The sequence below is a fragment of the Phaeobacter sp. CC-HEC084 genome (assembly GCF_059429255.1).
The window spans coordinates 137,979-152,320 of sequence record NZ_JCAIJQ010000009.1 but is presented as its reverse complement, the minus strand read 5'-3'; the positions used below and the strand labels follow the sequence as shown (position 1 = coordinate 152,320).

Genomic DNA, 14,342 nt, shown 5'->3' with positions numbered 1-14,342 from the left:
GGGACCTATTCCCGGGCCGTAGGAGTTTTTGTGACGATGACCAATCCGAAACCACCGCAGGACTGCGCCGATATGGGAGAGTTGCGCGCCGCGATTGATGCGCTCGATGTGGCACTGGTCAGGATGCTGCGGGCGCGGGCGGATTATATCGACCGGGCGGTAGAGCTGAAGCAGGTGAATGGCTGGCCCGCACGGATCCCGGCCCGTGTTGAGGAGGTTGTGGTCAACGCCTGCCGCACCGCCGAGGCCGAGGGGCTCGATCCTGCTCTGGTCGAAGGTATCTGGCGCGATATGGTGGATTGGTCGATTTCGCGCGAGGCGCGAGAGATCCCCGAGACATGAGCGCGAGGCCGCATCTGGTCTTGCAGCCCTGAGAAGGAACGAAGCGATGGCAGCAAATATCATTGACGGCAAGGCCTTTGCGGCCAAGGTCCGCGGTCAGGTCGGCGAACATGTGGCGCGCCTGAAGGAAGAGCACGGCATCACCCCCGGTCTGGCGGTTGTGCTGGTGGGCGAGGATCCGGCGAGCCAGGTCTATGTCCGCTCCAAGGGCAAGCAGACCGTCGAGGTCGGCATGAACTCCTACGAGCACAAGTTGGAGGCGGAAACCTCCGAAGCCGACCTGCTGGCGCTGATCGATCAGCTGAACAATGATCCCGCTGTGCATGGTATTCTGGTGCAGCTGCCGCTGCCCGGTCACCTGGACGAGGATCTGGTGATCAACGCCATCGACCCGGCCAAGGACGTGGACGGCTTCCATATCTCCAACGTCGGCCTTCTGGGCACCGGCCAGAAATCCATGGTGCCCTGCACGCCGCTGGGCTGTCTGATGATGCTGCGTGATTATCACGGCAGCCTGTCGGGCATGGACGCGGTGGTGATCGGCCGCTCCAATATCGTGGGCAAACCGATGGCGCAGCTGCTGCTGGGTGACAGCTGCACCGTGACCATCGCGCACAGCCGCACCAAGGATCTGCCCGATGTGGTGCGCCGCGCCGATATCGTGGTGGCCGCCGTCGGGCGCCCGGAAATGGTGCCCGGCGACTGGATCAAGGAAGGCGCTACTGTGATCGACGTTGGTATCAACCGCATCGACGCCCCCGAAAAGGGCGAAGGCAAGACCCGCCTTGTCGGTGACGTGCATTTCGAAAGCGCCGCGGCCCGCGCCGGTGCCATCACCCCGGTGCCGGGTGGTGTCGGTCCGATGACCATCGCTTGCTTGTTGGCCAACACGGTCACCGCCTGCTGCCGGGCCAACGGTCTGGCAGAGCCGGAAGGTCTGACCGCCTGATTGCTTTGATACTCTGACGCTTTTGTCAGCTGCACCCGCCGGACTGTTTCGGCGGGTGTTCTGCTGTTTGGTCTCTGGTGGGGCAGGATTTTATTTGGCGACCGGCACCATGGTGCCTTGCAGGATCGCCACCAGCTTTTCTTCCTCACCGGTGATGGCATGGACTTCGCAGGTGGCCACGACCAGCCGCCGCCCGGGTTTCACCACGGTGCCGGTGGCCCGCAGGCGATCCCCAGCGCCGGGCGCCAGCAGGTTGATCTTAATTTCTGCGGTCATCACTTCCTGATCCTCGGGCATCAGGGACAGCGCCGCGTATCCTGCTGCGGTATCGCCGATGGCAAAGGTCAACGCCGCGTGGGCGACGCCGTGCTGTTGCAGGCTGCTGGGCAGGATGGGGGCGGAGACCACAACCTTGCCTGGCGACACGGAATCCAGCGTGGCGCCAAGGGTCTGCATCATGCTTTGGCGGGCGAAACTGTCTGATATGCGATCTGTGCTCATGCCGCGATCATACGGCCTGCAGGGACCGGTGGGAACAAGACGTTGCGTTAGCGGGGCCGGTCTAGCTGGGCAGCCTAGCGGGGCATTGGGCAGGGCAGGGGTTTTGGTCCGGTCAGGATCGCAATCGCTTCTGGCGCCATCAGTCCCGCAAGGGCAGGATCACTGCTGCGCAGCCCACCGGTATAGGTGCCAAAGGCGGGCAGGATCAGTCGGGTGCGATCCAGCAGAAAGGCGGGGCGGGCACTGCCCCGGCGTAGCCGCGCCTTGGGGTGGTAATGGCCTGAGATCTCTCCTGCTTCGGCGTCACCCTCGGCAATATGGCGAAAGGTGAGCGGTCCAAGGCGCATCTCGGTGCAGGAGCGACCGCCAAATCCCGTAGGGCCCGGATCGTGGTTGCCCTCTACCCAGATCCATTCCTGTACGGCGATCAGGCTGCGTAGGTCCTGCACGTCCTCTGGAGGCAGCGCACGGGCGGCGGCCAGATCGTCGAAACTGTCGCCTAGGCAGAGCACGGTTTCGGGCTGCAGTTGCCGGATCAGCGCCGCCAGCCGCGCCAGTGTATCGCGGGTCTCATAAGGGGGCAGGGGCGCACCGCCGCGCCGCAGGTGGCGCTCGGATTTGCCCATATGCAGGTCCGAGACGCAAAGCAGTCGCCGCTCTGCCCACCAGAGCGCGCCGCTGCCAAGCGCGGTGAGCCGTGCGCCTGCCAGCGTGAAGTCATAGCCGAGCAGGGCGCCCTGGGATCCTGCCGGATCGTTCATGTGTCCAGCTCCGCGAGGCCCGAGGTGCGCATCAGTTCTTCGGCTTCGCGCTCCAGAAGTTTCTGTGCCCCAGCGCCCTGAACTGGCACCTTTCCCATTTCCAACAGTAAGGGCGCGGCCAGCGGGCTGATCCGCTCAAGTCGTCGCAGGGTCACGCGGCCCCGGATGCGGTCGGCCATTTCCTCGATACGGGCAAAATCCACCAACCCGCTTAGCGCTTCGTCGCGGGTGATATCCAGCAGCAGGTGATCGGGATCGTATTTGCGCAGCGTGTCATAGAGGATATCGGATGAAAACGTCGCCTGCCGCCCGGATTTGCGGGCGCCGGGGCTGTTGCGTTCGATCAGCCCGGCGATGGTGGCCGCGCCGCGAAAGGCGCGTTTCATCACCGCGTTTTCCGCCAGCCACCGCTCCAGCCCGTCGCGCAGGGCCTCGGCCTCCAGCAACGGCGCGGGGTCGGTCAGCTCCGCAAGGCCCCAGATCAGCGTGGCGTAATCTGTGGCGACAAAGCCCAGCGGATCAAGGCCCAGCTCCTCCATCCGTTTGGTCACCAGCAGCCCCAGCGTCTGCTGAGCGTTGCGCCCGGCAAAGCCATAGAGACAGGTATGTTCCCGGCCCTGATGCGGAAAGCTTTCGATCAGCATCTGCCCGGCGCGGGGCAATTCGGACACCTGGCGCTGCAGGTCAAGCCAGTCGGCGGTGTGGGCGGGCAGATCGGGCCAGTCGCCGCGCGCCAGAAGGTCCAGAATGCCCTTGCTCAATTGGGTGGAGGTGGCGAATTTGGTGCCCGAGAACACGGCGATCTTCGGCTTGCGGCCCCGGTCGCGGCTAACCTCCACTGTCATTTCGCGCAAGGATTCATAGCGCACGATCTGGCCACCGATCAGGAAGGTATCGCCGGGGGTCAATGTGGCGGCAAAGGCCTCTTCGATCTCGCCCAGCGGCTTGCCGCCGCGGCTGTGTTTCATCCGCACCTTCAGAAGGTCGGCGTCCTGAATGGTGCCGATATTCATGCGGATGCGGGCCGCCGCGCGCGGATCGCGCAGCTGCCACAAGCCGTCCGGGCGCTGCAGCAGGCGCTGCCATTGGTCATAGGCGCGCAAGGCGTAACCGCCGGTGGCGCAGAAATCGAGACAGGCCTCAAATTCAGGACGGCTGAGGCTGGCATAGGCGCCTGTGCTGATGACCTCGGCATAAAGCGCATCCGCATCAAACGGTCCTGCGCAGGCGGTGATCAGGATATGCTGGCACAGCACGTCGCGCGGCCCCGGCGGGCGCGGATCACCATCGAGCCTGCCGGCCTGCACCGCCTCCAGCGCGGCGTGACATTCGATCACCTCAAACCGGTTGGCGGGCACCAGAAGCGCTTTGGACGGGGCGTTGTAGCGGTGATTTGCCCGCCCGATGCGCTGCACCAGCCGTTTGACGTTCTTCGGGGCGCCAATCTGGATCACCAGATCCACGTTGCCCCAGTCGATGCCCAGATCCAGCGAGCCGGTACAGACCACGGCGCGCAGCTCTCCGGCGACCATCGCGGCCTCGACCCGCTCGCGCTGCGCCCGGTCAAGCGAGCCGTGATGAATGGCGATGGGCAGCGCATCCTCATTGGCGAGCCACAGGTTGTGAAAGAAAATTTCCGCCTGTGCCCGGGTGTTGTGAAAGATCAGCGTGGTCTGATGGGCGCGGATCTGTTCCAGCACGGCAGGGATCGCATAGGCCGCGCCGCCCCCGGCCCAGGGCGGTGCCTCACTCGTGTGCAACATGGCGATATCGGGGGCGGGGCCGGGATCAGCCAGCACGATATCGCAGGGGTCCGGATGGCGCGCCAGATAGCGGGCGATGGCGGCGGGATCATCCACTGTGGCCGAAAGGCCCACCCGGCGCAGATCCGGGCAGAGGCTTTGCAGCCGCGCCAGCGCCAGCATCAGCTGATCACCGCGTTTGCTTTCGGCGAGAGCGTGGATTTCGTCGATGACGATGCGCCGCAGCCCGCCAAAGGTGCGGGCGGCATCCTCGTAAGAGACCATCAGCGCCAGGCTTTCGGGGGTGGTCAGCAGGATATGCGGTGGGTCGGCGCGCTGGCGTTTGCGGCGCGATTGAGGGGTGTCGCCAGTGCGGTCGTCAATGCGGATCGGCAGTCCCATTTCCTCGACCGGCGTGCGCAGGTTGCGTTTGATATCCGCCGCCAGCGCCTTGAGTGGTGAGACATAGAGCGTGTGCAGACCTTCGTGGCTGCCGTCTGCCAGCTCGGCCAGCGTCGGTAGGAAACCGGCCATCGTCTTGCCGCCGCCAGTGGGGGCGATCAGCAGCGTGGCGGGATCGGTGGCACGGTCCAGCATGTCCTGCTGATGCGGATGGATGGACCAGCCTCGGGCGCTGAACCAGTTCAGGATCCGGGGCGGCAAGACGGCGGTGCTATCCATAAAGGTTCCGTTTGGGGCGGCGGCGGGCAGGGCGTCAGGAGGCGCCGGGGACCTGCGCCAGCCGTGCGCTGATGGCGTTGATCTCGTCCGGGAAACGGTTGTTGCCGATATCTCCGGCTTCTTCGGTCCAGGTGACGAACCGTTCGAACAGGGGGACAAATAGGGCGAGTTCCTCTTCGCTCCAGCCCGACAGGAATTCGCCAAGAACAAGGAACTTGAACTGGCGCACGGCTTCGATGATGGCGGTGCCCCGTTCCGTCAGCTCCACCAGAGTGCGGCGGGCGTCGCGCTGGCTGACGGTGCGCCGGGCCAGCCCTCGGGCGATCAGGTCGCTGGTCAGCCGTGAGGCCCGCGACGGGTCGATGCGCAGGCGCGCGGCAACGGTGGAGACCATGACCTCTTCCTCGGCATCGTCGCTGCCAAAGGTGCTGGCCGGGGCCCAGATTGCCATCATCACGTCAAGCTGGGCCAGATCGACCTCCTCGGCCAGCCCAAAGGCCGCCAGCGCCGCCGAGCCAAGCTCGCGCTTGTTCACCCGGCGCCGCCACTGTTGCAGCACGTCGTCAATCTCCAGCGCTGCCGTGCTGGTGCGGCTGTCAATCCCGGCCTGTTCCAGGAAATTCGTCAGTTCGGTGTTGCGCCCGGCTATGGTTCCATCCTCCAGGAGGTCGTCGGCCCGGGGGGGCTGACAAAATTACATGCTGTTGACATGTAAATGACGTCGTCATACATGTGCTATTATCAGATGACCTGTTTCAGGGCCGAACGCAATGCAACTGCGGAGCGGCCACCTTTCAAATCAAGCCAGAGCAAGGATTATCACGTGAGCGGACCGATCCCAAGCACCCCCGGAGCCCTGAACGACAGAGAGCTGAAGCTGATGATCGGCGCGGTGGCCTCTGTTTTGTTCATTGCCTCGCTGGGTCAGACGGTGGTGACGACGGCGCTGCCCACGATTCTGAGCGAGCTGGGCGGATTGTCGCAGATCACCTGGGTCATTACCGCCTATCTGATGGCGGCGACCGTCGGGGCGCCGGTCTGTGGCAAGCTGGGCGACCTGTTCGGGCGCAAACCGGTGATGCAGGGCGGCATCGTGGTGTTTCTTGTTGGCTCACTTATCTGCGCGCTGGCGCCGAACCTCTGGGTGCTGGTGGCGGGGCGGTTTGTGCAGGGCGTTGGCGGCGGCGGGCTGATCGTCGTCTCTATGGCCACTGTCGCCGATGCTGTCCCCGCCCGCGAGCGGGGCCGCTATCAGGGGATGCTGGGCAGCGTCTTTGCTGCCTCGACCGTGGTCGGCCCGCTGGCGGGTGGCTTTATCGTGCAGCATTTCGCGTGGGAGTGGCTGTTCCTGCTGAACCTGCCGCTGGGGCTGGCGGCTTTTGTGGTGTTGGCCCGCTCGCTGCGCTCGGTGCCAACCGGGCGGCGACCCTCGATTGACTATGCGGGCGGGCTGAGCCTGTCGCTGCTGCTTTCACTGGCGGTGATCTCAGCGAGCCTTGGCGGCTCAACGCTGCCCTGGAGCAGCGCCGAGATGCAGGGCCTTCTGATCGCGACACTGGCGGCGCTGGCCGTCTTTGTGATGATCGAAAGCCGCGCCAAGGAGCCGATCCTGCCGCTGCGCCTGTTCCGGATCAACAATTTCCTGGTGTCCAACGCCGTTGGGCTGATCGTCGGTTCGGCGATGTTCGGTACCATCGTGTTTGTGCCCTTTTTCATGCAGGTGGTGCGGGGCATGTCCCCGGCGCTGTCGGGCATGTTCACCTTTCCGATGATGGTCGGGATCATCCTTGGCTCGTCCCTTTCGGGGCGGATCATGGTGCGGAGCGGGCGGTATCGCTGGATGCCGACCGTATCCACGCTGATCCTGGCCGGGGCGATGGCCTCCCTTGCGCAGATGGGCACCGGCACACCCGAATGGTGGATTGCGGTGTCGATGGTGCTGACCGGGCTGGGGATCGGGCCGGTGATGGCGGTTGGTGTCACTTCGATCCAGAACGCGGTGCCGCTGACCATGGTCGGTGTTGGGACCGCTAGCGCCAATATGTTCCGGATGATCGGCGGCTCGGTCGGCACGGCGGTCTTTGGCGCGGTGTTTGCCGCCGGTCTGACGCGGGAACTGGGCGGCGCCCTTGGCGGTATGAACCCGCGCAGCCTCAGCAAGGATGCCATCATGGCGATGGAGCCCGGCCTGCGCGAGGCGGTGCTGACCGGTATCGCCGAGGCGCTGCACCCGGTGTTCTGGGCTGCTACGGTGCTGGCTTGCCTTGCCTGCCTGATGTCGCTGTTCCTGGCGGAAATCCCGCTGGAGGATCGCACCATGAGCCGGGCGGCAGAAGCGGATTAGGCAAAGCCACAAGAAATGCGCTGCCGTCCCCTAGCCTAGGGGCGCTGTTTGCAGCGTCTTACTTCACGATCTCCTCATCCTCGACAAACATGTTCGCCCAGGCCCGGTCGATCAGATCGGGGCTCATCTCGTAGGGGATGCCTTCGAAATCGCAGATCGCCATCATCTGGTCGATCAGGAACACCGGCTGGTAGTTGGCGTAGACGTTGTCGATGGTGGGGTATTTCGTCTTCAGGAGATGCACCAATGTAGCCTCGTCCAGACGCATGCCCTTCTTGCGCGCCACCAGGGCAAAGATCTTGAGGAAGTTTTCCTGATCCGGGCCGTCGATCTTGATCTTGAAGAAGATCCGGCGCAGTGCGGCCTGGTCAAAGATCTCGTTCGGGTGGAAGTTGGTGGAAAAGATCACCAGCGTATCAAACGGCACCTCGAACTTTTCACCCGATTGCAGCGCCAGGATGTCACGCCCCTCTTCCAGCGGCACGATCCAGCGGTTGACCAGCGCCTGAGGCGGCTCGGCCTGACGGCCAAGGTCGTCGACGATGAAGATACCGCCGGTGGATTTCAACTGCAGAGGCGCCTGATAGGTGCGCGCGGTCGGATTATAGACCAGATCAAGCATCGACAGGGACAATTCGCCCCCGGTGACGACGGTGGGCCGTTCGCATTTCACATAGCGGGTGTCGAACCGGCGCGGGCGGCGCAGGGCGTTGGGGTCTTCGGCTTCTTCCTCGGCCGCGGTGTGCACGATGGGGTCATAGACGGTGATCACCTGACCAGCGTATTCGATGGCGCGCGGCACGTAGACACAATCGCCCAGGGCATCGCGGATCCCGTTCGAGATGGAGGATTTACCGTTGCCGGGCGGGCCATACATCAGGATCGACCGGCCGGCGCTGACGGCAGGGCCAAGGTGGTCCAGTAGACTGTCCGGCAGGATCAGATGCCCCATCGCGTCCGTCAGTTGCTGCCGCGTGACCATGATGTTGCGGATCGACTGGCGCTCGACCTGTTCGCGGTAGACATCCAGCGGCACCGGCATGGCACCGTAATATTCCGACTGGCTGAGCGCATCGAGCGCGCGGGCGCGCCCCGCATCGGTGAGCTGATAGCCCATTTCATTGCCGCTGTTGGCGTTGAGCGTGCCGGTCGCCTCCAGCAGTTTGTGTTCGCGTGCCATGTCGACCAGTTCCTGCGTTACCGGGATCGGCAAGCACAGCGCGGCAGCGATATCGCTGACCATATCCGCGTTCTTGCGGAACATGGTTTTCAGAAGGATATCGCGCATCATCACGATGGGCAGCTGCATCTGGGCAAGCCCCTTGGGCGCGGGCGGCGCCACCACGGCGCTGGTCTGCATGTTCATGTCACGGCCTGTCTGTTCATCCTGTGCCCCTGCTACGCCTCTGCCTGGCGGGGCAGGGGACAAGAGCTGCGTTGCTGGCCTCACAGTCTATTCACCACTGTGGCAAGACAACGGCAATGCTGGTGCATTTCCGGGAAAGGCGTTGCAATTTGAGCTGGATTTTAGTGACCGACAGGAGGTCTCAGCTTTGGTATCAGGCGGCTGCAGGCAGGCTGCCAAACAGGGCGCCAAGGATCAGGTAGATGGCCAATGTGCCGCCAAGGCATAGGCCCATGGGAAACTTGCTGCCGACGTTCCAGCTGCGCCAGTCGGGCGCGAGCCTGCGCAGCGGTGTGTATTTTACCAGCCTATGGGTGACAAAGCCCGCAAGGAGATTGGCGGAAAAGATCATCATCACCGCAGGCAGATCACCCAGCGCCACCAGCGGTGCGGCGGCACCCGCGAATTTGGCATCCCCGGCGCCAATCATGCCTGCAGAATAGAACAGAAAGCCAAGGCCGATCCCGATGGGTAGATGCAGCAGCTGCCAGCCATAATCGGCCCAGGTCGGCATCACGAAAAGCCCGACCACCACATAGACCGCACCCAGCATGTCATTGATCCAGTTGGGAATGCGCATGCCGCGCAGATCCGTCAGCGCTGCCGCATAGCACAGCGGCAGCACGAAGGGCAGGAACCACAGCGCGGCCTGGGCCGGGATGGCCAGATGGACCATGGATCAGCCGTTTTCGAGGGCCGCCAGCGAACGGGCCGCGGCCTCAAAATGCTGGGGATGGGTGGAGATGGCTTCGCGCAGCAGGTTCTCACCTGTCTTGACGTCGCCCTGTTTCACCGCCGACAGCGCCAGCGTGTGTAGCAGTTGGGCGCGCTCTGTCTGATCGAGCGGGATTACCGGCAGGGTGTAATTGCGCTGGGCACCGCGGGCCAGAACCAGGTTGTTCTTGGCGGTGAACAGCGAGGGATCCTGACGGATGGCGTCGCTGAACAGGCGCTCGGCCTGGGCATAGCTGCCGCGCGAGAGTTTTGAGTAACCCCAGTTGTTCATCACCTTGGCAGGCTGCGTGGTGAGACCAGTGGCGATTTCATAGAAACTGTCGGCGCGTTTCCATTCCTTGTTGGCATCCGCCACCATCGCCTCAAGCCGATACCGGCGATAGGTTTCATGTGTTGGTGGCACTGAATCCAGCGCGGCCTTTGCGCCTTTCCAATCGCCGGTGCGGATCAGGGCGTCTGCCAGCGAGACCTTGTCTTCCACGGTCGCCTCGGGGTGGGCCGCGACTTTTTTCCAGGCGCTTGCGGCCTCGGTATTGCGTTTGGCGCGGATCATCGAAGTGGCCAGTCCGCGCTGGAAATCGATCCGGTCCGGAGAGGATTTCAGCGATTTCTGGAAGTAGCTCACCGCCTCATTCGGGTCCGCCACGGTCAGCATCACATCGTTGAGGTTGTGTTCATCGACGACGTTCACGTCCTGAAACGCCCGTTCGACGGTTTCCTTGCCATCGGGTTTTACGCAGGCCGACAGGGCCAGTGCGCCGATCAGGCATGGTGTCACAAGAATTGACTGGCGCATTTTATGCGTCCTTTTGCTGCTCTGCCTTTGCGGTCTTGGGGTCAGGGCACCTTGCCAATCCGGTAGCTGCCGCCGCCTTGCCGCATCAAAGTGTAGTCGTTTCGACTTTCGTTTTGCGGATCACTATGCGCAGATTTTTCAAGATTTTCGAGAGCCCGGCGCAAATTATCCCGGATTGCGTCACTTTCGCCATTATCCAGCGCATAGGCTCGGCGCAGAATTTGTGTGGCTTCCGGAGTTTTTCCGCGCTCCATCAGGACGACGCCAAGGTTGTTCAGGGCCTCGGGCCAGTCTGGCGCGGCCTTTGTTGCGCGTCGCAGCAGGGTTTCTGCCTGACCCAGACGGCCAAGTCCCAGATTGGCCGATCCCATGCTGGACAGCACCTCGGCGGTCAGCCCGTGCTCCAGCCCGGCGCGGGTAAAGGCATCAAGGGCCAGCTCGTACTCTCCGGCATCCATCAGGCGGTGGCCGACCACCAGCCCGTCCTCGGCCTGTTTGCGGGTATCCACGCCGGGTGCCCAGGGGCTGGCGGGATCTTGATGCATAATCTGCGTATCGCAGGCCCCAACAGCAAACACCGCCATCAGCGCGGCGGCACGGATGGCGGTTTCAGAAACGTATAGGCGGTGGGGCACTGCCCTCCGCGAATTGGCCATGATCAGTTACCCATGTTGCCCATATTCAGGATGCCCTGCACCGAAGGTCCGACCAGAATGATCAGCAGCGGCGGCACCGTGAGGCCCATTGTTGCAAGAGTCATTTTCACTGGCAACTTGTTTGCAGCCTCTTCGGCGCGCATCACGCGTTTGTCCCGCATTTCATCTGCATAGACCCGTAACGCATCGGCGATCGAGGTGCCGAAGGCCTGCGACTGGATCATCACGGTGGTGAAGGACGAAACATCCTGCACCCCGCAGCGGGTGCCCATGTCGCGCAGCACCTTTTCCCGTTCCTTGCCCGCCTTCATTTCATAGGCGACGACTTCGAATTCCTCGGCCAACGCCGGGTATGAGGCGTGCAGCTCCTTGGCGACGCGCACGATGGACTGGTCCAGCGACTGACCTGCCTCCACGCAGACCAGCATCATGTCGAGCGCATCGGGAAAGCCTTGGGTGATCTGTTTCTTGCGCTCTTCGATACGGCGGGTGACCCAGTATTTGGGCAGCATATAGCCCGCGCCGCCGGGGCCAATGATGCGCAGGGCCAGCTGTTGGCTGTCAAATTCAGTGCCGGCCTTCAGCACGAAGACATAGAACAGCCCCGCGCCAAGCCCCAGAAGACCCAGGGCAAACTGGGCAAAATGGAACAGGCGCACTGAGTCCTTTGAGGCATAGCCGGCCTGACGCAGCTTCAGCTCCATCGCCGAAAGTTCCTCGGCGTTCTGCGGCTCCAGGAAGGAGGCGAATTTCTGCAGCTGTTCGTTGCGGTTGGCCTGGCGCAGGCGTTCTTTTTGCGGTTTTGCCTGCGTTTCCGGCGCCATGTTCTTTTGCAGCTTCTTCAGCGGATCCTCAGGCTGATTGAGGATCAGCGGGATCGCCAGCAGGATCATGAACAGACCCAGAAGACCCAGCGCCAGCAGCGGACCGAAGGCGCCGAACTGATCGGTCAGAAAGCCGTTGATGTCGGAAAGAATGGACATTGCGCGCTCCTCAGACCTCGATATTGGTCAGCATTTTCATCACGAACAGATTCACGGTCAGCATGATCCCGACAAGGAAACAGGCAGGTATGAACCACGGGTGATCCAGAACATTGTCGTAATAGTTCGGATCCTTTAGAAGAATGCCCCCGAGTGCCAGAAGCGGGAAGGCAGAGAGGAACTTGCCCGACCATTGCGCTTCGGCGGTAATCGCCTTCACCTTGCGGAACAGGCGGAAGCGGGCACGGATCACTTTGGCCAGCCCGGCCAGAACCTCGGCCAGGTTGCCGCCCGATTGCTGCTGGATGGTAACGGCGACTGCCAAGAAACGCATGTCTTGCATGTCCAGCCGTTCGGCCATTTCTTTCAGCGATTCACCCACGTCGCGGCCATAGGCGGCTTCATCGGCAATCATGCCGAACTCTGAGGCAAGCGGGTCTTCGATTTCGTTCGAGACGATCTGAATGGCCGAGGTGAAAGGATGGCCGACCCGCAGCGAACGCACCATCAGTTCGACCGCGTCGGGCAGCTGTTCCTCGATCATCGTCATACGTTTGGTGGCCTTCTTGTTGACCCAGAAGAAGACGCCGCCGACGCCGATCACGATGGAGCCCAAAATGCGCACGGGGAACGGTGCAGCGGTGCCCACGCTGAGCCCGATAAAGGCGATGATGGCAACCCCGCCCATGATCATGATCAACTGCTTGGGGGTAAAGGCGATCGCTGCCTTCTGGGCCCGTTCCGCCAGCAAAGAATAAAGTGGGATGGTTTGCGATTTGCCGTGCTGTTTCAGCTCTTTACGCAGCTGTTCCAGCACCTGTTCGCGGGTGCTGCCTTTTTCCATCATCTCCAGACGGCGGCTGACCCGGCTGTTGAGGCGGATGGATTTGCCAAAGACAACAAGATAGATGCCTTCGACCAGCACGACGACGCCGACAAAGATCAGCCCGTAAATCAGCGGTTCGATAGGGATTTGCATCAGATCACCTCCATCCGCGTGGGCTCATAGATCGACGGCGGCAGGTCATAGCCCCACAAACGGAAGCGTTCGGAATAGTGGCTGCGTACGCCGGTGCCGGTGAAATGGCCGATGATCTTGTTTTCCGGGGTCAGCCCGACGCGTTGGAAGCGGAAGATCTCCTGCATGGAAATCACATCACCTTCCATGCCGGTGATTTCGGTGATCGAGGTCATCCGGCGCGAACCATCCTGCAGGCGTGAGGCCTGAACGATCACGTTCACCGCGCTGGCGATCTGGCTGCGCACCGCCTTGATCGGCATTTCAATCCCGGCCATGGCGATCATGTTCTCAAGGCGCGAAATCCCATCGCGGGCCGAGTTGGCGTGGATCGTGGTCATCGATCCGTCGTGGCCGGTGTTCATCGCCTGCAGCATGTCGATGACCTCTTCACCGCGGGTTTCGCCGACGATAATCCGGTCCGGGCGCATCCGAAGGGCGTTTTTCAAACAGTCGCGCGGGGAAACCTCGCCTTTGCCTTCGACGTTCGGCGGGCGGCTCTCCATGCGGCCCACATGGGTCTGCTGCAGCTGGAGTTCGGCGGTATCCTCAATGGTGAGGATGCGTTCCGAATCGTCGATAAAGCTGGACAGCGCGTTGAGCGTGGTGGTCTTGCCCGAACCGGTACCGCCCGAGACGATCACGTTCAGCCGGGTCGACACGGCAGCTTGAAGATAGGCGGCCATTTCCTCGGTGAAGGCGCCGAAGTTCACCAGATCGTCGATGCCGAGCTTGTCTTTTTTGAATTTCCGGATCGAAACCAGCGATCCGTCAACCGCAACTGGCGGGACCATGGCATTGAAACGGGAGCCATCGGCAAGGCGGGCGTCCACATAAGGGTTGGATTCATCGACCCGCCGCCCCACAGCCGAGACGATCTTGTCGATGATCCGCATCAGGTGCTTTTCATCTTTGAAGGTCACATCTGACAGCTGCAGCTTGCCGTCGCGCTCGACAAAGATCTGCTGCGGCCCGTTGACCAGAATATCACTGACGGTTTCGTCCTGAAGCAGGGTTTCCAGCGGCCCCAGACCGGTGACCTCGTCATACAGCTCCTTGTTGAGCGTCATGCGGTCTTCGCGGTTGAGGGCGATACCCTTTTCTTCAAGGATTTCGCCGGCGATCTGCGAGATTTCGGTGCGCAATTCCTTTTCGCTGGCTTTTTCAAGGGCTGCGAGGTTCAGGTTTTCCAGAAGTTCACGGTGCAGCTGCACCTTGATTTCGCCCAGCCGTTCTTTGCGCTTGCGGTCCCTGTCCGCCCGCGGCGCTTCGGCCTTGGCGCGCGTCATGGGGCGGCGTAGGGAGGCTGCCGCTTTGGGCGCGGCCTCCGCGGCCGCCGGGGCAGCTGCGACAGGCGCAGCAGATGCCTGAACCGGTGCCGGACGTTTCTTGGCGGCTGGTTTTTTGTATTTCGAAAACAACTTCTATC

At 62.5% G+C, this 14,342-nt stretch carries 14 protein-coding genes; 3 read left to right on the top strand and 11 right to left on the bottom strand.

Annotated elements, in window-relative coordinates; genetic code table 11:
• The first annotated feature begins 36 nt into the window (after positions 1 to 36).
• Positions 37 to 342: a chorismate mutase gene (locus AC5SSZ_RS17905; protein WP_065272680.1), complete on the top strand. Its 306-nt coding sequence runs from the start codon at positions 37 to 39 to the stop codon at positions 340 to 342.
• A 46-nt stretch (positions 343 to 388) separates the two neighbouring features.
• Positions 389 to 1,291 carry a bifunctional methylenetetrahydrofolate dehydrogenase/methenyltetrahydrofolate cyclohydrolase FolD gene (folD, locus tag AC5SSZ_RS17900; RefSeq protein WP_065272681.1) on the top strand — a complete coding sequence of 301 codons (903 nt, stop codon included), beginning with the start codon at positions 389 to 391 and terminating at the stop codon, positions 1,289 to 1,291.
• A 90-nt stretch (positions 1,292 to 1,381) separates the two neighbouring features.
• Here folD and AC5SSZ_RS17895 read toward each other — a convergent pair whose 3' ends face one another.
• The 4 genes from AC5SSZ_RS17895 to AC5SSZ_RS17880 form a co-directional block, all read right to left on the bottom strand.
• The gene (locus tag AC5SSZ_RS17895) at positions 1,382 to 1,792 is read right to left on the bottom strand and encodes a PaaI family thioesterase (RefSeq protein ID WP_065272682.1); all 411 of its coding nucleotides are present in this window, start codon (positions 1,790 to 1,792) and stop codon (positions 1,382 to 1,384) included.
• Positions 1,793 to 1,866: 74 nt separating this feature from the next.
• On the bottom strand, positions 1,867 to 2,523 hold the full coding sequence (pdeM, locus tag AC5SSZ_RS17890; protein WP_495440316.1) for a ligase-associated DNA damage response endonuclease PdeM: 657 nt from the start codon (positions 2,521 to 2,523) through the stop codon (positions 1,867 to 1,869).
• 26 nt (positions 2,524 to 2,549) lie between these two features.
• Complete coding sequence (locus AC5SSZ_RS17885) at positions 2,550 to 4,976, bottom strand: ligase-associated DNA damage response DEXH box helicase (RefSeq protein WP_495439186.1); 2,427 nt, start codon at positions 4,974 to 4,976, stop codon at positions 2,550 to 2,552.
• Between the two features lie 34 nt (positions 4,977 to 5,010).
• A complete protein-coding gene (locus tag AC5SSZ_RS17880) occupies positions 5,011 to 5,535 on the bottom strand; it encodes a MarR family winged helix-turn-helix transcriptional regulator (protein ID WP_495439184.1) in 525 nt (174 codons plus the stop codon).
• A 264-nt stretch (positions 5,536 to 5,799) separates the two neighbouring features.
• On the opposite strand from AC5SSZ_RS17880, the gene AC5SSZ_RS17875 reads away from it, so the two are divergent.
• Positions 5,800 to 7,320 carry an MFS transporter gene (locus AC5SSZ_RS17875; RefSeq protein ID WP_495439182.1) on the top strand — a complete coding sequence of 507 codons (1,521 nt, stop codon included), beginning with the start codon at positions 5,800 to 5,802 and terminating at the stop codon, positions 7,318 to 7,320.
• Between the two features lie 58 nt (positions 7,321 to 7,378).
• Here the strand turns inward: AC5SSZ_RS17875 and AC5SSZ_RS17870 are convergent, their stop codons facing one another.
• From AC5SSZ_RS17870 to AC5SSZ_RS17840, 7 genes are all read right to left on the bottom strand, one after another.
• Positions 7,379 to 8,686, bottom strand: a complete 1,308-nt coding sequence (locus AC5SSZ_RS17870; RefSeq protein WP_495439180.1) for a DUF8689 domain-containing protein — start codon at positions 8,684 to 8,686, stop codon at positions 7,379 to 7,381.
• Between the two features lie 193 nt (positions 8,687 to 8,879).
• Complete coding sequence (locus AC5SSZ_RS17865) at positions 8,880 to 9,401, bottom strand: prepilin peptidase (protein ID WP_495439178.1); 522 nt, start codon at positions 9,399 to 9,401, stop codon at positions 8,880 to 8,882.
• A 3-nt stretch (positions 9,402 to 9,404) separates the two neighbouring features.
• A complete protein-coding gene (locus tag AC5SSZ_RS17860; RefSeq protein ID WP_495439176.1) occupies positions 9,405 to 10,256 on the bottom strand; it encodes a tetratricopeptide repeat protein in 852 nt (283 codons plus the stop codon).
• A gap of 41 nt (positions 10,257 to 10,297) precedes the next feature.
• The gene (locus AC5SSZ_RS17855; protein ID WP_495439174.1) at positions 10,298 to 10,912 is read right to left on the bottom strand and encodes a tetratricopeptide repeat protein; all 615 of its coding nucleotides are present in this window, start codon (positions 10,910 to 10,912) and stop codon (positions 10,298 to 10,300) included.
• A 2-nt stretch (positions 10,913 to 10,914) separates the two neighbouring features.
• Complete coding sequence (locus AC5SSZ_RS17850) at positions 10,915 to 11,895, bottom strand: type II secretion system F family protein (RefSeq protein WP_065272687.1); 981 nt, start codon at positions 11,893 to 11,895, stop codon at positions 10,915 to 10,917.
• 10 nt (positions 11,896 to 11,905) lie between these two features.
• On the bottom strand, positions 11,906 to 12,874 hold the full coding sequence (locus AC5SSZ_RS17845; RefSeq protein WP_495439172.1) for a type II secretion system F family protein: 969 nt from the start codon (positions 12,872 to 12,874) through the stop codon (positions 11,906 to 11,908).
• Positions 12,874 to 14,334: a TadA family conjugal transfer-associated ATPase gene (locus AC5SSZ_RS17840; RefSeq protein ID WP_495439170.1), complete on the bottom strand. Its 1,461-nt coding sequence runs from the start codon at positions 14,332 to 14,334 to the stop codon at positions 12,874 to 12,876. The genes AC5SSZ_RS17845 and AC5SSZ_RS17840 overlap by 1 nt, the downstream gene beginning before the upstream one ends.
• Between the last annotated feature and the right edge of the window lie 8 nt (positions 14,335 to 14,342).

Bases quoted from the DNA above. Each gene is read 5' to 3' on its own strand.
- AC5SSZ_RS17855 (WP_495439174.1), bottom strand. From the start codon at position 10,912: ATGGCCAATTCGCGGAGGGCAGTGCCCCACCGCCTATACGTTTCTGAA.
- AC5SSZ_RS17905 (WP_065272680.1), top strand. From the start codon at position 37: ATGACCAATCCGAAACCACCGCAGGACTGCGCCGATATGGGAGAGTTG.
- AC5SSZ_RS17860 (WP_495439176.1), bottom strand. From the start codon at position 10,256: ATGCGCCAGTCAATTCTTGTGACACCATGCCTGATCGGCGCACTGGCC.
- AC5SSZ_RS17885 (WP_495439186.1), bottom strand. From the start codon at position 4,976: ATGGATAGCACCGCCGTCTTGCCGCCCCGGATCCTGAACTGGTTCAGC.
- folD (WP_065272681.1), top strand. From the start codon at position 389: ATGGCAGCAAATATCATTGACGGCAAGGCCTTTGCGGCCAAGGTCCGC.
- AC5SSZ_RS17850 (WP_065272687.1), bottom strand. From the start codon at position 11,895: ATGTCCATTCTTTCCGACATCAACGGCTTTCTGACCGATCAGTTCGGC.
- AC5SSZ_RS17895 (WP_065272682.1), bottom strand. From the start codon at position 1,792: ATGAGCACAGATCGCATATCAGACAGTTTCGCCCGCCAAAGCATGATG.
- AC5SSZ_RS17845 (WP_495439172.1), bottom strand. From the start codon at position 12,874: ATGCAAATCCCTATCGAACCGCTGATTTACGGGCTGATCTTTGTCGGC.
- AC5SSZ_RS17865 (WP_495439178.1), bottom strand. From the start codon at position 9,401: ATGGTCCATCTGGCCATCCCGGCCCAGGCCGCGCTGTGGTTCCTGCCC.
- AC5SSZ_RS17870 (WP_495439180.1), bottom strand. From the start codon at position 8,686: ATGAACATGCAGACCAGCGCCGTGGTGGCGCCGCCCGCGCCCAAGGGG.